The organism is Bacillus sp. G402, assembly GCF_051172515.1.
Taxonomy (GTDB): Bacteria; Bacillota; Bacilli; order Bacillales; family Bacillaceae; genus Bacillus; species Bacillus altitudinis.
This window is the reverse complement of record NZ_JBPIZC010000001.1, coordinates 735,490-750,034: the sequence shown is the minus strand read 5'-3', so window position 1 is coordinate 750,034 and position 14,545 is coordinate 735,490. Positions and strand designations below refer to the sequence as shown.

At 39.5% G+C, this 14,545-nt stretch carries 19 protein-coding genes; 12 read left to right on the top strand and 7 right to left on the bottom strand.

Going from position 1 to position 14,545, the window contains the following annotated elements:
- The first annotated feature begins 202 nt into the window (after window positions 1-202).
- Together ACSBQP_RS04040 and ACSBQP_RS04035 are read left to right on the top strand one after the other, a co-directional pair.
- On the top strand, window positions 203-583 hold the full coding sequence (locus ACSBQP_RS04040; protein WP_230677017.1) for a NucA/NucB deoxyribonuclease domain-containing protein: 381 nt from the start codon (window positions 203-205) through the stop codon (window positions 581-583).
- A gap of 143 nt (window positions 584-726) precedes the next feature.
- Window positions 727-1,575 carry an STAS domain-containing protein gene (locus ACSBQP_RS04035; protein WP_008343823.1) on the top strand — a complete coding sequence of 283 codons (849 nt, stop codon included), beginning with the start codon at window positions 727-729 and terminating at the stop codon, window positions 1,573-1,575.
- A gap of 34 nt (window positions 1,576-1,609) precedes the next feature.
- On the opposite strand, the gene ACSBQP_RS04030 is transcribed toward ACSBQP_RS04035, so the two are convergent.
- A complete protein-coding gene (locus ACSBQP_RS04030) occupies window positions 1,610-2,152 on the bottom strand; it encodes an IseA DL-endopeptidase inhibitor family protein (protein WP_008343822.1) in 543 nt (180 codons plus the stop codon).
- Between the two features lie 296 nt (window positions 2,153-2,448).
- On the opposite strand from ACSBQP_RS04030, the gene ACSBQP_RS04025 reads away from it, so the two are divergent.
- Window positions 2,449-2,892: a hypothetical protein gene (locus ACSBQP_RS04025; RefSeq protein WP_008343821.1), complete on the top strand. Its 444-nt coding sequence runs from the start codon at window positions 2,449-2,451 to the stop codon at window positions 2,890-2,892.
- A gap of 47 nt (window positions 2,893-2,939) precedes the next feature.
- Here ACSBQP_RS04025 and lexA read toward each other — a convergent pair whose 3' ends face one another.
- Window positions 2,940-3,560, bottom strand: a complete 621-nt coding sequence (gene lexA / locus ACSBQP_RS04020) for a transcriptional repressor LexA (RefSeq protein ID WP_007499350.1) — start codon at window positions 3,558-3,560, stop codon at window positions 2,940-2,942.
- Window positions 3,561-3,719: 159 nt separating this feature from the next.
- On the opposite strand from lexA, the gene yneA reads away from it, so the two are divergent.
- From yneA to ACSBQP_RS03990, 6 genes are all read left to right on the top strand, one after another.
- Entirely contained in the window at window positions 3,720-4,031 is a 312-nt protein-coding gene (yneA, locus tag ACSBQP_RS04015; protein WP_007499348.1) for a cell division suppressor protein YneA, read from the top strand.
- A gap of 17 nt (window positions 4,032-4,048) precedes the next feature.
- Window positions 4,049-4,696: a YneB family resolvase-like protein gene (locus ACSBQP_RS04010; RefSeq protein WP_017359583.1), complete on the top strand. Its 648-nt coding sequence runs from the start codon at window positions 4,049-4,051 to the stop codon at window positions 4,694-4,696.
- A gap of 69 nt (window positions 4,697-4,765) precedes the next feature.
- On the top strand, window positions 4,766-4,996 hold the full coding sequence (locus ACSBQP_RS04005; RefSeq protein ID WP_008343816.1) for a DUF896 domain-containing protein: 231 nt from the start codon (window positions 4,766-4,768) through the stop codon (window positions 4,994-4,996).
- 188 nt (window positions 4,997-5,184) lie between these two features.
- On the top strand, window positions 5,185-7,188 hold the full coding sequence (gene tkt / locus ACSBQP_RS04000) for a transketolase (protein WP_435028203.1): 2,004 nt from the start codon (window positions 5,185-5,187) through the stop codon (window positions 7,186-7,188).
- A 198-nt stretch (window positions 7,189-7,386) separates the two neighbouring features.
- On the top strand, window positions 7,387-7,833 hold the full coding sequence (gene sirA, locus ACSBQP_RS03995) for a sporulation inhibitor of replication protein SirA (RefSeq protein WP_007499339.1): 447 nt from the start codon (window positions 7,387-7,389) through the stop codon (window positions 7,831-7,833).
- 84 nt (window positions 7,834-7,917) lie between these two features.
- The gene (locus ACSBQP_RS03990) at window positions 7,918-8,136 is read left to right on the top strand and encodes a YneF family protein (RefSeq protein ID WP_003212379.1); all 219 of its coding nucleotides are present in this window, start codon (window positions 7,918-7,920) and stop codon (window positions 8,134-8,136) included.
- A 269-nt stretch (window positions 8,137-8,405) separates the two neighbouring features.
- On the opposite strand, the gene ACSBQP_RS03985 is transcribed toward ACSBQP_RS03990, so the two are convergent.
- Window positions 8,406-8,579 carry an aspartyl-phosphate phosphatase Spo0E family protein gene (locus tag ACSBQP_RS03985; RefSeq protein WP_369810454.1) on the bottom strand — a complete coding sequence of 58 codons (174 nt, stop codon included), beginning with the start codon at window positions 8,577-8,579 and terminating at the stop codon, window positions 8,406-8,408.
- Window positions 8,580-8,787: 208 nt separating this feature from the next.
- Here ACSBQP_RS03985 and ACSBQP_RS03980 point away from each other — a divergent pair, with 208 nt between their 5' ends.
- Both ACSBQP_RS03980 and ACSBQP_RS03975 read left to right on the top strand, forming a co-directional pair.
- Window positions 8,788-9,495, top strand: coding sequence for a cytochrome c biogenesis CcdA family protein (locus ACSBQP_RS03980; protein ID WP_008343813.1), 708 nt, complete (start codon window positions 8,788-8,790; stop codon window positions 9,493-9,495).
- 94 nt (window positions 9,496-9,589) lie between these two features.
- Entirely contained in the window at window positions 9,590-10,072 is a 483-nt protein-coding gene (locus ACSBQP_RS03975) for a CcdC family protein (RefSeq protein WP_008357842.1), read from the top strand.
- 20 nt (window positions 10,073-10,092) lie between these two features.
- Here ACSBQP_RS03975 and ACSBQP_RS03970 read toward each other — a convergent pair whose 3' ends face one another.
- From ACSBQP_RS03970 to sspO, 4 genes are all read right to left on the bottom strand, one after another.
- Window positions 10,093-10,521 carry a DUF2621 domain-containing protein gene (locus ACSBQP_RS03970; protein ID WP_007499335.1) on the bottom strand — a complete coding sequence of 143 codons (429 nt, stop codon included), beginning with the start codon at window positions 10,519-10,521 and terminating at the stop codon, window positions 10,093-10,095.
- A gap of 257 nt (window positions 10,522-10,778) precedes the next feature.
- Window positions 10,779-11,168, bottom strand: a complete 390-nt coding sequence (locus tag ACSBQP_RS03965) for an Hsp20/alpha crystallin family protein (RefSeq protein ID WP_144740952.1) — start codon at window positions 11,166-11,168, stop codon at window positions 10,779-10,781.
- Between the two features lie 102 nt (window positions 11,169-11,270).
- Complete coding sequence (locus ACSBQP_RS03960) at window positions 11,271-11,417, bottom strand: small acid-soluble spore protein P (RefSeq protein ID WP_003211331.1); 147 nt, start codon at window positions 11,415-11,417, stop codon at window positions 11,271-11,273.
- 17 nt (window positions 11,418-11,434) lie between these two features.
- Entirely contained in the window at window positions 11,435-11,581 is a 147-nt protein-coding gene (sspO, locus tag ACSBQP_RS03955) for a small acid-soluble spore protein O (RefSeq protein ID WP_017359581.1), read from the bottom strand.
- 220 nt (window positions 11,582-11,801) lie between these two features.
- Here sspO and acnA point away from each other — a divergent pair, with 220 nt between their 5' ends.
- Entirely contained in the window at window positions 11,802-14,531 is a 2,730-nt protein-coding gene (gene acnA / locus ACSBQP_RS03950) for an aconitate hydratase AcnA (RefSeq protein WP_435028202.1), read from the top strand.
- The last annotated feature ends 14 nt before the right edge of the window (window positions 14,532-14,545 follow it).

Here is a 14,545-nt window from a genome sequence, read left to right as displayed (position 1 = left end):
ATCATTCGTTTTTTCTTATGGATCAGTATCTAGGAAGATTCAGCTCATGTTTTTCACATGTCATCACTCAGCCACTCATACATTAAAAATGACTCATTCCCTTCAAGTCAACATCATTTCATCAAAAGTATGAGGAGGTCACGAGCTTTTGAAGATGAGAAAAGGCTGGATCGCTGCTGTCGTTCTTTGTTTTGTCATTTGGATGGGTGCGTTATTAGGTGGTTTTGGAGAGGATCGTTTCGCAAAAGGGGCAGATCGTTATGATCATGTGATTCAATTTCCTAAGGAACGGTATCCTGAAACAGGCAGTCATATTCAAGAAGCTATTCGAAAAGGACACTCAGACGTGTGTACCATTGACCGAAATGGGGCAGATGCCCGCAGGCAAGAATCATTAAAAGGAATTCCCACAAAACCTGGTTTTGACCGGGATGAATGGCCGATGGCGGTGTGTCTTGAAGGAGGAAAGGGGGCGAGCGTTCAATATGTCAGTCCATCAGATAATAGAGGCGCTGGTTCATGGGTCGGGCATCAAATCAGTGGGTATCCTGACGGGAAACGAATTTTATTTATTGTCAAATAAACATAGACAAGAGGCTCCTTGAGAGGGGCTCTTTTTGTTCAACAGGAGCGTATTCGAGCTAGCAGGTACAAAAGATTCAGTGGTACAATCAATCCATCAGGTACAAAGACTGACAAGTAGAAAATGTGAAGGGACATATGCTTATGGAAAAGAACCGTGCATTATACGATTTTTTCATGCAACATGCAGAGAAACTGACTGAAACATGGTATGAATCAATTGAGGATGATGATCCAGAATCCATTTATCGTTCAACAGATTCCAGCATCATAGCAGAGCTAAAACGGCAAAATCAAGATTATTATCAGCATTTTATACGCGCACTTATTGAAGACAAGACGTATTTACATACGAAATTTAAAAAATGGTCTGAAGACTTAGCAAGTGATCCGAAGCACTTGAACACGCCATTAGATTACGTCGTGAGAGAATATATGTCCAATCAAAGAGTGGTTCTTCATTACTTAAAAGAGTTTATAAAACAGCATCAAGGTGATATTGACATTGACCGAATATTTTATTGGTATGATTTGATATCTGAGGCATTTAACATTTCAATTCATGTCTTTATTCAGCAATATGTGAAAAATACCACCAAAAAACTCGTTGCACAAAGAGACATGATTTATGAGTTGAGTTCCCCAGTCATTGTGTTAAAAAGTCATGTTGCCTTATTGCCTTTAGTTGGAGATATTGACACTGCGCGAGCAAAGATTATCTTAGAAAATACATTAAAACAGTGTTCGCAAAAAGGTGTTCAACATTTATGTATTGATTTATCGGGTGTCGTCATCATTGATACGATGGTAGCACATCAAATCTTTGATCTTGTCACGTCACTTCGGTTAATCGGGGTTGATACGACCATTTCAGGTATTAGACCAGAAATTGCTCAAACGGCTGTACAGCTTGGACTTCCTTTTAATGAATTTCAAACGGCTTCATCACTTGCTCACGCTTTAGATCGTATGACTGAATTTTCACCAATATAAAAAACCAGGCCGTTTACTAGGCCTGGTTTTTTATTTAGATCACAGCGTCAATTTTTGTTACTTTCCAATCCTTTTGTACTTTCTCGAAAGTGACAGTACGTTTTACTTTGCGTCCATCAAGTGTTGGGACTGTGAATTCGTATGTGCGGATTGTATTTTTCTTAGAGACGAGTTTAGGTGTTGCCTTATCCCAATTAAGCATATTGTCTCCGTCACCAACTGGCACAGCCATTTTTCCTTTATGAACGATGAACTGATAGTCTTTTAAACCGTGAGTAATGGCATCTTTTGTGAACACTTGAGATAGATAGCTGTTTAGTTTTTTCTTTGTATCAAATGTGTTAGACAGGTAGTTGTAAGTCATGTCTTTATAAGTAAATGATTTTAATTTGTAATCTGAATGCTCTTTAATGTTGTAGCCTGACATCGCACTCCAAAAGTGTTCTCTTGCATCAAGGGCAATATGTAACGCTTCTTTATTTGTCAAAGCGGCTGATTTTTTGGAAGCGGCCAGTGTTGTTGTTTGTAATGAGATCATAAGCATAATAGCGGTTAATAAAACAAATAATTTTTTCAAGGCGATTGCCTCCTTTTCTCAATGAAAACTTCTTATGTTACAAATGTTACAATAGTTACAGAGATATTACAAGTATTAAATCTAAATGTTTTTTATTTCTTTTCTTTCTATCTATATAACGTTTGAGGGAGACAAAAAGTTTTCATTTTTTTATTTTTTTCTTCCTCATTAGTATTTAACCGTTCTAAAGAAGAATAAAACGTCTTTTGGAAAGATTTCTATTTGTCTCCTCAACACTCTTTTTTTATGTATGACATATACTGTCGTGATGAATGTCTAAGAAAGTGGTGTTTAGTATGTATAATCCATATGAAGGTACGTGGAATGGGTACTTGTACGATCGGCAGGTACAAAGCATGCCGGCGTTTCCTATTTCTCAAGTTGGAGGATTTCCCGGCTTGCCATTCGGAGGGACTGGGCAAGGGCAAGGTGCAGGAGGACAATCGGTCCCGCCAGCCCCGCCGCAGCATATCATCTCGCAATATCAACAAGCAGTCTCTCAGCCTCAAAGTATGCAGCCGCTCATTGCAGGGCAGAGTGTAGGCGGAAGCCAGCAAACGGTTCAATTTGCAGCTGGATGTAATAGAAGGTGGACCATTGTGTTCCTTAGAAACGGTCAAGTATTTCTCATGTATGTTCTTTCGTCGCAGCCTTTTGGCCGTACAACAGGTTTCATATGGCCGAACTTTACATTCGGCTCGTTCCCAAGCTCCAGTATTCTTGCATATTCTTGTTCATAAAAGACAAAGCCGGCTCTCATCAGCAGTTGATGAAATACCGGCTTTTTTTAATGAATATTTCTAAATACGCCAATCACTTTACCTAGTATACTCACATTCTGTAAAATAATCGGTTCCATTGATGGATTCTCGGGCTGTAATCTAAAGTGTGTATCTTCCTTATAAAAACGTTTCACTGTTGCTTCATCTTCTTCTGTCATAGCCACCACGATATCTCCATTGTTGGCAGTGCTTTGCTGACGCACAATGACGTAGTCTTTGTCCAAAATACCTGCATCAATCATACTTTCTCCCATAATTTCAAGCATAAATACTTGTTCATCTGGCGCTGCAAAAGTTTCTGGAAGTGGGAAATATTCTTCTACATTCTCAACAGCCGTGATAGGCAAGCCTGCTGTGACTTTTCCGATGACTGGAACATTCATTACAGCGCTCTTTGGAATATTCATTTCCTCTTCATCTAGTACTTCGATCGCTCTAGGTTTTGTTGGGTCTCTTCTAATTAAACCTTTCGTTTCTAGTCTAGCTAAATGTCCATGGACAGTTGAACTTGATGCTAGACCGACAGCTTCGCCAATTTCACGAACGGATGGGGGATAACCCTTGCTTTTTACTTCTTCTTTTATGAATTTCAGGATATCGAGTTGTCTTTTTGATAGCTTCGTCATCTTTTGCACCTCAAAACGTCAATTTTAAAGAAATTATAGCATGTTTTTCCTAACAGTACAAACATAGGTTCGAAAAAAACGTTTGACAGAAACGTTTGTTCGTATTTATAATGAGTGACAGAAAGAACGAACACACATTCTATTAGGAGAGATGACATTATGAGGTTAAAGGAATCTATTATTTTTATTGGGCTATTCTCATTCATCGTTGGCATATTTCTCTCACTTATTGCAGTCACTAGCCATAATGATCCAAATCAATATGTTAAAATAGAGGTTCAATCAGGTGATACTCTTTGGGGATTAGCTGACCAAGTAAACGACAGTAAATCAATCGATAAAAATGCTTTTATTGACTGGGTAACTGAACACAATGATCTCGCTTCAACTGACATCCAGCCTGGAGATATCCTTGTCATTCCAGTTAAAAAAGAGCATCCAGTCGTATATCAACTTGCAACAGTACAGTAGAAAGGTCGATTGAAGACATGAATGCAATCATTTATGCGAGAGTAAGTACTGCCAAAGAAGAGCAAGAAACCTCGCTTAAAAGACAAGAAGAAGAACTGCTTGCTTTAGCCGCAGCGCACAAGATGAATGTAGTCAAAGTGATTAAAGAAAAAGCGAGTGGATACGATCTTGATCGTGACGGTGTTTTTGACATGCTGGCTGCGCTGAAAGAGGAAGAAATCGATGCTGTTCTCATTCAAGATGAGACACGCCTTGGAAGAGGGCAGGCGAAAATCGCTCTTCTCCATTGTCTGTTTAAAGAAAAAGTCAAGGTGTACAGCGTATTTCATAGAGGAGAGCTTGAGCTTTCAGAAGCAGACGAGATGGTCATTGAAATTGTAGGCGTTGTAGAAGAGTATCAGCGGAAAATTCATAATTTGAAAATTAAGCGTGGGATGAAAAAAGCTGTTGAGCGAGGGTATCAACCCGAACTGAATTTAAAACACCAAGAACAGGCGCCTGGCCGCGAACGTATTGAAGTACCAATTTCTGAAATTGTTCGATTAAGAAAAAACAACATGACATTTGCTGAAATTGCAGTGACATTGCAGGCACTTGGTTTTGACATTTCAAAAGCAACCGTCCATAGAAGGTACCAAGAATATGAAAAAGGGCTTGCGACTTAAAGCGTGATTTGTTGTAAAAATGACTGATATTTAGTAGTATGTAGAGAAAATGTTTTAAAGGAGTTTGTCATGATTTCTAAAGAACAGCTTGCAAGAATCAATGAGCTTTCAAAAAAGTCGAAAGAGGCCGGTTTGTCGGACGCTGAGAAAACAGAACAGAAGCAATTAAGAGAGGAATATTTAAAGGCTTTTCGTTCTTCTATGAAAAATACACTCAAAACCGTGAAAATCGTCGATCCAGAAGGAAACGATGTCACACCAGAAAAATTAAAAAGAGAAAGAGACCAGAATCTTCATTAAAGGTCATCATTTCTTTATTTTTGAAAAGATGGGAGGAATATTCTCATCTTTTTTCATATTTGCATAAGTTTTTAGGTGATCGATAAACTAAATGTGACAAAATCCTTCTTTTTCGGCGTGAAATAGTTGTGAAAAAAGGACAGTAGATTTATGATAATGGTGTACACAAGATACGGAAGGGGATTTATATGGAAACGATTGAATTGAAATCTATTGCAACAATACGTACTCTCTCCATAGACGCAATTGAAAAAGCGAATTCCGGTCACCCTGGAATGCCGATGGGCGCTGCACCAATGGCATACGCTTTATGGACGAATCACTTAAACGTAAGTCCGCAAAATCCAAATTGGTTTAACAGAGACCGTTTTGTGTTATCTGCGGGACATGGCTCTATGCTTTTATATAGCATGCTTCATTTAAGCGGATACAATCTGAGCATCGAAGATTTAAAACAATTCCGCCAATGGGGAAGCAAAACACCTGGACATCCTGAGTTTGGACATACAGAGGGCGTAGATGCGACAACAGGTCCTTTAGGACAAGGGATTGCAATGGCTGTTGGAATGGCACTTGCAGAAAGACATCTTGCAGAAACGTATAACAAAGACAATTTTAATGTTGTGGATCACTATACATACAGCATTTGCGGAGATGGAGACTTAATGGAGGGCATTTCCTCTGAAGCTGCTTCACTTGCTGGTCATTTAGGCTTAGGCCGTTTAATTGTTCTTTATGATTCAAACGACATTTCTTTAGATGGCGACCTTGATCGTTCTTTCTCTGAAAATGTGAAGAATCGTTTTGAAGCGATGAATTGGGAAGTTCTTTATGTAAAAGACGGCAATAACATTGAAGAAGTGACGGCTGCCATTGAAAAAGCCAAACAAAGTACAGACAAACCTACACTTATTGAAGTGAAGACGACAATCGGTTTCGGTTCTCCAAACCGTGCGGGAACGTCTGGGGTGCACGGTGCACCGCTTGGCAGTGAGGAAGCGAAGCTAACGAAGGAAGCTTATTCTTGGACGTTTGAAGAAGATTTCCATGTACCTACTGAAGTGTACGATCATTTCAAAACAGCTGTTAAAGACGCTGGACAGAAAAAAGAATCAGCGTGGAATGAACTGTTTGAGCAATATGAAAAAGAATATCCAGAACTGGCAGCTCAGCTGAAGCTCGCGATTGAAGGAAAACTTCCTGAGAATTGGGATCAAGAAGTTCCTGTTTATGAAGCAGGTTCAAGCCTTGCCTCTCGTGCTTCTTCTGGAGAAGTATTAAATGGCATTGCAAAGCAAGTACCATTCTTTATTGGTGGGTCTGCTGACCTTGCTGGATCAAATAAAACAACAATCAAAGATACAAATGACTTTGGTAGAGAGAATTATGCTGGCAGAAACATTTGGTTTGGTGTGAGAGAATTCGCAATGGGTGCAGCATTAAACGGTATGGCACTTCACGGCGGACTTCGTGTATTCGGTGGAACATTCTTTGTTTTCTCAGACTACTTAAGACCTGCCATTCGTCTTGCTGCATTAATGGGACTTCCTGTCACTTATGTATTTACGCATGACAGCATTGCGGTTGGGGAAGATGGACCAACGCATGAGCCAGTTGAACAGCTCGCTTCATTACGTGCGATGCCTAACCTTTCTGTTATTCGTCCAGCTGATGGAAATGAAACAGCTGCAGCATGGAAAATTGCTGTATCTTCAACGAATAAACCGACAGCGCTTGTTCTTACTCGTCAAAACCTTCCAACGATTGATCAAGCACCAGAGAAGGCGTATGAAGGCGTAGAAAAAGGTGGATATGTCGTCGTTGAAGCAGCTGATGCACAGCCAGAAGCTCTTCTACTTGCTTCAGGATCTGAAGTAGGTTTAGCCATTGAAGCACAAAAAGCACTTGAAAAAGAAGGCATTCGCGTTTCTGTCGTGAGCTTACCTGCATGGGATCGCTTTGATGAGCAGTCAGACGAATACAAAGAGTCCGTTCTTCCTAAAGCAGTGAGAGCACGTGTTGCAATCGAAATGGGTGCTTCACTTGGCTGGGAACGTTACACTGGCCTTGATGGCGATGTGATTGCGATTGATAAATTTGGCGCTTCTGCACCAGGCGAAACCATTATTGAAAAATACGGTTTCACTGTCAGCAACGTGGTGAGCCGCGTAAAAGCAAAGCTGAATAAATAATCAGTCTCCAAGCATCATGCTTTTTTGCAGTTGGTTTGCAGAGCTTTTCACTATGCTCTGCAAACTTTTTTCTTTTTTCTTGTTTTTTTGACAAAACTAGTTTCTTCTTGCTTCATATATAGACAATTCTTTCTTTCACATTTTTGTATAATACAAGCAATAAGCGAGATTGACGAAATGTGAAAGGAAGGGATAGACATGGAACGCCATTATTATATTTATTGGATTGAGGATGAGTTTGCTCATCATTATTTTGGTAGAGAATCTATTTTGTTTCATTTGTTTGAATCGTTACACTGGACGAACCGCAGTGATGACGAATTAGTCATGCTTGTTAAGCAAGTGGATTATGTAACGAAACGAATCCCTGCTTTTCATATGCACCAGCGTTTAATGAACAATTTAACCAACATTCACTATACACAAATAGGCTCAATATACAGTGCATCGCTGCCAGATGGAAAAGGCACAGCCGCATTCATTATAAAAGACCGTTACATTCAAATGTCTGCCACAGGCAGTTATGAGGCAGAAGCGGTGTTTTTTGAAGTACTCAGAAAAATTAGTCCTTGTTTCCTGGCTATGGACTTTGGATCAAAGAAGCACGGGTGGCTCAATCCGGTAAAAGTGAGGAATTTTGTTTAAAAAAATAAAATTGAACGTGAAATGTTGTATAATAGCCTTTTGTTTAGTACACTTTATACGAGACAACATGAAGGAGGAAGAATTATGGATTTATGGGTTGTCATCCTTGTAGGCGTTGTTGCACTGCTTGCAGGAGTTGCACTCGGATTCTTTATTGCTCGTAAGTATATGATGAGCTACTTGAAAAAGAATCCACCAATTAATGAACAAATGCTTCGAATGATGATGATGCAAATGGGCATGAAACCGTCCCAAAAGAAAATCAATCAAATGATGAAAGCCATGAACAACCAAGCGAAATAATACGTACGTTATTATGATCATAGATGGAACATGGTCCCTAAAGATTGGACAAGCGATGTCCTATCTTTATTGAAGTCACCTTCATCAGACGCATAAAACCACTGTACTTGCATGAATAAAGCAGGGAAAGTGGTTTTTATTTTGCCGTGAACCGTTCGTTAAAGACAAAACAAAAAACCCCTGTGAGCAAGAGGTTTTCGTTTCTTTTATTGTCACACATATCAACTTTTCTAAAATCGTGCGGCATTTGTTTCTATCTTGAGATATCATTAGTTGGCTGAGTTTGAGTGTAAGTGTCGTTGATATTGTAAGAGGAGATGATCTAGCTGCTGGCTATGTTCGATGGTCACTGTTGATGTCATCCCATTATGCAAGACAACTTTCATCAGCTCTTCTCTTTTTTCTTCAATTTGAGTTAATAATGATGTTTTTACCAAAGTCATGTTCCTTTCATGCAAATCTTGATAAAAAGAATCGATTCTATTATATCCATTTTAAGGTTTATTTTCAAATTTAAAGGGTTTGGTATCTTGATGTCAAATTAAATTATATAAGGTTTTAAGAGATTAGACCATCTTTATTGAGATGATGTAAAAAAAATGAAATGAATTTGTCATCTCTTATTGTATATTGTAAGAAGGGGGTGTTCTTTTGTCAGATTTGAATTACTTTTTAGCGTTTGGAGCAGGGTTTCTATCTTTTATCTCACCGTGCTGTCTGCCACTTTATCCAGCCTTTTTATCCTATATTACGGGCGTTAGTATAGATGAAGTGAAATCTGAGAAGGTGATGCTGAGAAGAAGAAGTCTTCTTCATACATTATTCTTTTTAATTGGGTTCTCTCTCATTTTTATTGCCATTGGATTTGGGACATCGTTTGTTGGGAAGTTTTTCATTGAATATCAAGACGCGATTCGTCAAATTGGTGCCATTCTCATTATTTTCTTTGGCTTTATGATTCTTGGTGTATTTCAGCCTTCTTTTTTAATGGGAGAAAAGAGGTTGCAGTTTAAAAATCGTCCAGCCGGTTTTTTTGGATCGATTCTCATCGGAATGGGTTTTGCTGCTGGTTGGACACCATGTACCGGCCCGATTTTATCAGCTGTCATCACACTTGCCAGCAACAAGCCAGAGTCCGCTGTGACCTATATGATTGCGTATGTATTAGGTTTTGCTATCCCATTTTTTGTTCTTTCCTTTTTCATCACAAAAATGGCTTGGATCAGAAAGCGTCAGCAGCTCATCATGAAAACTGGCGGGATTATTATGATCGTAGTAGGGATCTTGCTGTTCTTTGATCTTCTGACATGGATCATTATTATGTTCTCATCATTATTTGGAGGATTTACTGGTTTTTGAAATCGTTTTCTACAGTCGCGGCGAATGGTTTTTTTTCGTCAATTGGAGTATATTATACATAGGCTGACCTTAAAGAATAAAGGAATGATTTGATATGATGATCATAATTTCTTCTATAGTGGCGGTATGTATGGCGGTAGCCGTCATGTTTATTCGCATTAAATCATCTGCAAAACCTGCAACCGCGAAAAAAATTATATTACCTCCTATCTTTATGAGCACTGGAGCACTGATGTTTTTTGTGCCAATGTTTCGAGTAACTGGAGCTGAATTTTTAGAGGCGATTACTGTAGGGATGTTTTTCTCTATCTTTTTAATTAAAACATCGAAATTTGAAATTAGAGGCAATGAAATCTATTTGAAGCGTTCAAAAGCATTTGTGTTTATTCTCATTGGACTTCTTGTCCTTCGTATCGGAATGAAGACGATTTTAAGCTCTTCCATTGATTATGGTGCGCTCAGCGGGATGTTTTGGATTCTAGCCTTTGGCATGATTGTCCCTTGGCGGGTTGCGATGTATTTGTCGTTTAGAAAGCTGTCTAAACAATTAGATCCGCAGCAGGTCCAAATGAATTAAACCTCCTTTTTAAAAGGAGGTTATTTTAATAAAGATTCGTATGGGGAATGGTCGATCTTTTTTTCTTGAAGGCGCTTTAGTAGAAATTTATGATCCCGCTTCGGTGTAGCGATAATATAGCCGCGAATGATTAAGTCTAAATTAATGCTGGCCGCTTGTTCTTTTAGTGCCAGTTCGCCAATTTTACCGGCGATTTTTTCTTTGGCGACATCTCTAAACAACTCTGGAACCGGTAATACTAGCTCATTTAATAGCTGTTTGTCTTCATCGCGCCATAGGTGCAGGCTCTTTTGAATATATTCATCCTGCCAATCAAGCTCTGATTTCCCGTCTTCTTTCGGCAATCGTTTTAAAAACTTGCGAAACATAAAAAAGCCACCGATTGCTAGTAATCCAATCATCACTGTACCCCAAAATAAAATGAACCACAAAAACCAGCCGCTTAACATGTTCTCACTCCCTATATCCCTTCTCTCTATTCTATTTTACATGAAGGGAAGGTAGAAGAAAATAACAAAAATGTATGTGTTTTTTCTATAAACGCCTTTTTTGATCAAGAGGCGCCCATTTACTAGAATGACCCAAACCATTTAGTAGAAAAGGAATACATTATTGTATAGCGACTCTACTATTTGGCCATGGTGGTTCGCACAAGGTATTGACTTGAAACGAACGGAAGAGAGCCCGCCTGTATACAGGCGGGCTCTTAATGTTTGAAGTGTGGCATTTGAAAGGAAAATGCTCCGTCTTGATGATGGGCATCCTTTTTGATTTTGATTGATATGATTCTGTTTTCGTAATCTGTATCAATGTCTTTGTCATTCAAATAAAAAGGGAGCATGACACTTTTTTCAATCGGCTGTTCTCTTTCATCGATCAAATAAGCGAGGATGAGCTCACATCCGGAAAAGGTCAGTTTTAAATCAGTGATCGATAGGGTGGAGAGGTCGATCTCAATAATATAATCACGGCTTGTTTCGTAAAGATCTATTGGGAGTTGTTCGTCATACCATGCAAAAGGATCATCCATTAATACACTCAACCAATCATCTATTTCAAGAAAATCAGAGGAATTCACTTGCTTTTCATTCTCCATAAACACTCCTCCATCACATCTCATAATAAATCATATGATGAAAGCTGAAATGTGTGAAAGACCTAAAACATCCCGTTTGGTCACGGGCTTAAGAGAAAATGTTTACATATCATGATGTGAATTGTGCTTTTGTCTTGTATGGTTGCGGTTTTTCACTTTTTTACTGCCTGATAGTGGCTCAGGCTGCCCGCCTTGATGCTCTTTAGGAGAGTTTTGACGTATGTCTTTCCCAGTGTTCTTGTTCGTCATCATTTCTCACTCCTTTCTTATTGGTTTTTTTTACGCTTTTTATTGTTTTGCTTTTGTTCTTCTGTTAAAACGAGCTGATCATTTTCTATATAGCCTGCACCATTTCCTTGGCTTTTGGCTGCGTTCATGCCGTCAATGACATGATTTGCTTTTCTTTTTGTCATGTTCTATCACCTCAGCATTAGTATGAACCCGTGCTGCTCAGTTTATGAGGAGTAATCATTTCCTTGTGATAAGCTAAACTTATTGAATTTAATAAAAGCATTGTTATTTACTTATGTATGAATTTGTTTTAAGATGAAATTGTGAGAAAATTGTGGTGAAATACGACGATTTTTCTGAGAATTGAAATTGATCTTGATCATCAAAAGGGGGATTTTGGACATGTCGAAACAGCAGCAAGTCGCTAAACAAGACGCTTTTCAATCTAGAAAAACGTTTTCGACAAATGGGAAAACGTATCACTATTATTCGTTAGAAGCACTCGAGAAACAAGGAATCGGAAATGTTTCTAAATTGCCTTATTCCATTAAGGTACTGTTAGAATCAGTGCTTCGCCAAGTAGACGGTAGAGTGATCAAGAAGGAACACGTTGAGAACTTGGCAAAATGGGGAACTGCCGAGGTAAAAGAAATTGATGTTCCATTTAAACCTTCTCGTGTTATTTTACAAGACTTCACGGGTGTGCCAGCTGTCGTTGACCTTGCTTCTTTAAGAAAAGCAATGGCAGATGTGGGCGGAGACCCAGATAAAATCAACCCTGAAATTCCAGTTGACTTGGTCATTGACCACTCTGTACAAGTCGATAAAGCTGGAACTGAAGATGCATTAAACATTAACATGGATTTAGAATTCGAACGTAACGCAGAGCGTTATAACTTCCTTAGCTGGGCAAAGAAAGCGTTTAACAATTATCAAGCTGTTCCGCCTGCAACAGGGATCGTTCACCAAGTGAACTTAGAGTATCTTGCAAGTGTTGTTCATGCAATCGAAGAAGATGGCGAGATCATCACTTACCCAGATACATTAGTTGGTACTGACTCACATACAACAATGATTAACGGTATCGGTGTACTCGGATGGGGCGTTGGCGGTATCGAAGCAGAAGCTGGTATGCTCGGTCAGCCTTCATACTTCCCAGTACCAGAAGTTATTGGTGCTAAATTAGTTGGAGAGCTTCCAAACGGAACAACTGCAACTGACCTTGCATTAAAAGTGACACAAGTTCTTCGTGAAAAAGGCGTAGTGAACAAGTTCGTCGAGTTCTTCGGACCTGGTGTTGCACAATTGCCGTTAGCAGATCGTGCAACAATTGCGAACATGGCGCCAGAATACGGTGCAACTTGCGGATTCTTCCCAGTAGATGAAGAAGCGCTAGCTTACCTTCGCCTTACTGGACGTGATGAAGAGCAAATTAATATCGTTGAAGAATATTCTCGCGCAAATGGCTTATTCTATACGCCGGATGCAGAAGAGCCAATTTTTACAGATGTTGTGGAAATTGATCTTTCTCAAATTGAATCAAACTTATCTGGTCCAAAACGTCCACAAGATTTGATTCCACTTTCTCAAATGAAAGAGACGTTCCATAAACACATCGAAAGCCCAGCTGGTAACCAAGGGTTTGGCTTAGATAAATCAGAGCTTGATAAACAAATCGAATTTGATCTTTCAAACGGTGAAAAAGCTGTGATGAAGACAGGTGCGATTGCGATTGCGGCGATTACGAGCTGTACGAATACATCGAACCCATACGTCTTAATCGGAGCAGGTCTTGTTGCGAAAAAAGCCAGTGAGCTCGGTATGAAGGTGCCAAATTACGTGAAAACGTCACTAGCACCGGGTTCTAAAGTTGTAACAGGGTACCTCGTGAATTCGGGACTTCTTCCATATTTAAGAGACCTCGGATTTAACATCGTTGGGTATGGCTGTACAACATGTATCGGAAACTCAGGACCGCTGGAAAAAGAAATTGAAGATGCTGTCTCTGAAAATGATCTGCTGATCACTTCTGTTTTATCAGGTAACCGTAACTTCGAAGGTCGTATCCACCCGCTTGTAAAAGGAAACTACCTTGCATCTCCACCATTAGTTGTGGCTTATGCACTTGCTGGTACGGTGAATATTGATTTAACAAAAGATCCGATCGGTGTCGATAAAAATGGAGAGAACGTTTATTTCAATGACATTTGGCCATCAATGGATGAAATCAACAGCGTCGTGAAAAGCACTGTCACACCTGAGCTATTCCGTTCAGAGTATGAAACTGTTTTTGACAACAATGACCGCTGGAATGAAATTAAAACAACGGATGATGCATTGTATAAATGGGATGAAAATTCCACATACATTGATAACCCGCCATTTTTTGAAAACTTATCAGTTGAACCTGGTAAAGTTGAACCACTTAAAGGATTGCGCGTAGTGGCGAAGTTCGGTGACTCTGTCACAACAGACCATATTTCTCCTGCTGGAGCAATTGGTAAAGACACGCCTGCAGGTAAATACTTGCAAGAAAGAGGCGTTTCGCCAAGAGACTTTAACTCATATGGATCACGTCGTGGTAACCACCATGTAATGATGAGAGGTACTTTTGCAAACATCCGCATTAAGAACCAAATCGCACCAGGAACAGAAGGCGGGTATACAACGTACTGGCCAACTGGTGAAGTGACATCCATTTATGATGCATGCATGCGTTATAAAGAAGATGGAACTGGTCTTGCGATCTTAGCAGGCAAAGACTACGGAATGGGTTCTTCACGTGACTGGGCTGCAAAAGGAACAAATCTTCTTGGAATTAAATTCGTTCTTGCGGAAAGCTTTGAGCGTATCCACAGAAGTAACCTTGTCTTCATGGGCGTACTTCCTTTACAGTTTAAAGACGGTGAAAGTGCAGAAACTTATGGACTAACAGGAACAGAAACATTCGAAGTAGATGTTGATGAAACAGTTCGTCCGCGTGATCTTGTCACTGTAAAAGCAATTGATACAGATGGCAACGAGAAAACATTTGAAGTAATTGTTCGCTTTGACAGTGAAGTCGAAATTGACTACTACCGTCATGGTGGTATCCTTCAAATGGTACTGCGTGAGAAATTGGCAAGCAACTAATAAAGCAAAGAAGA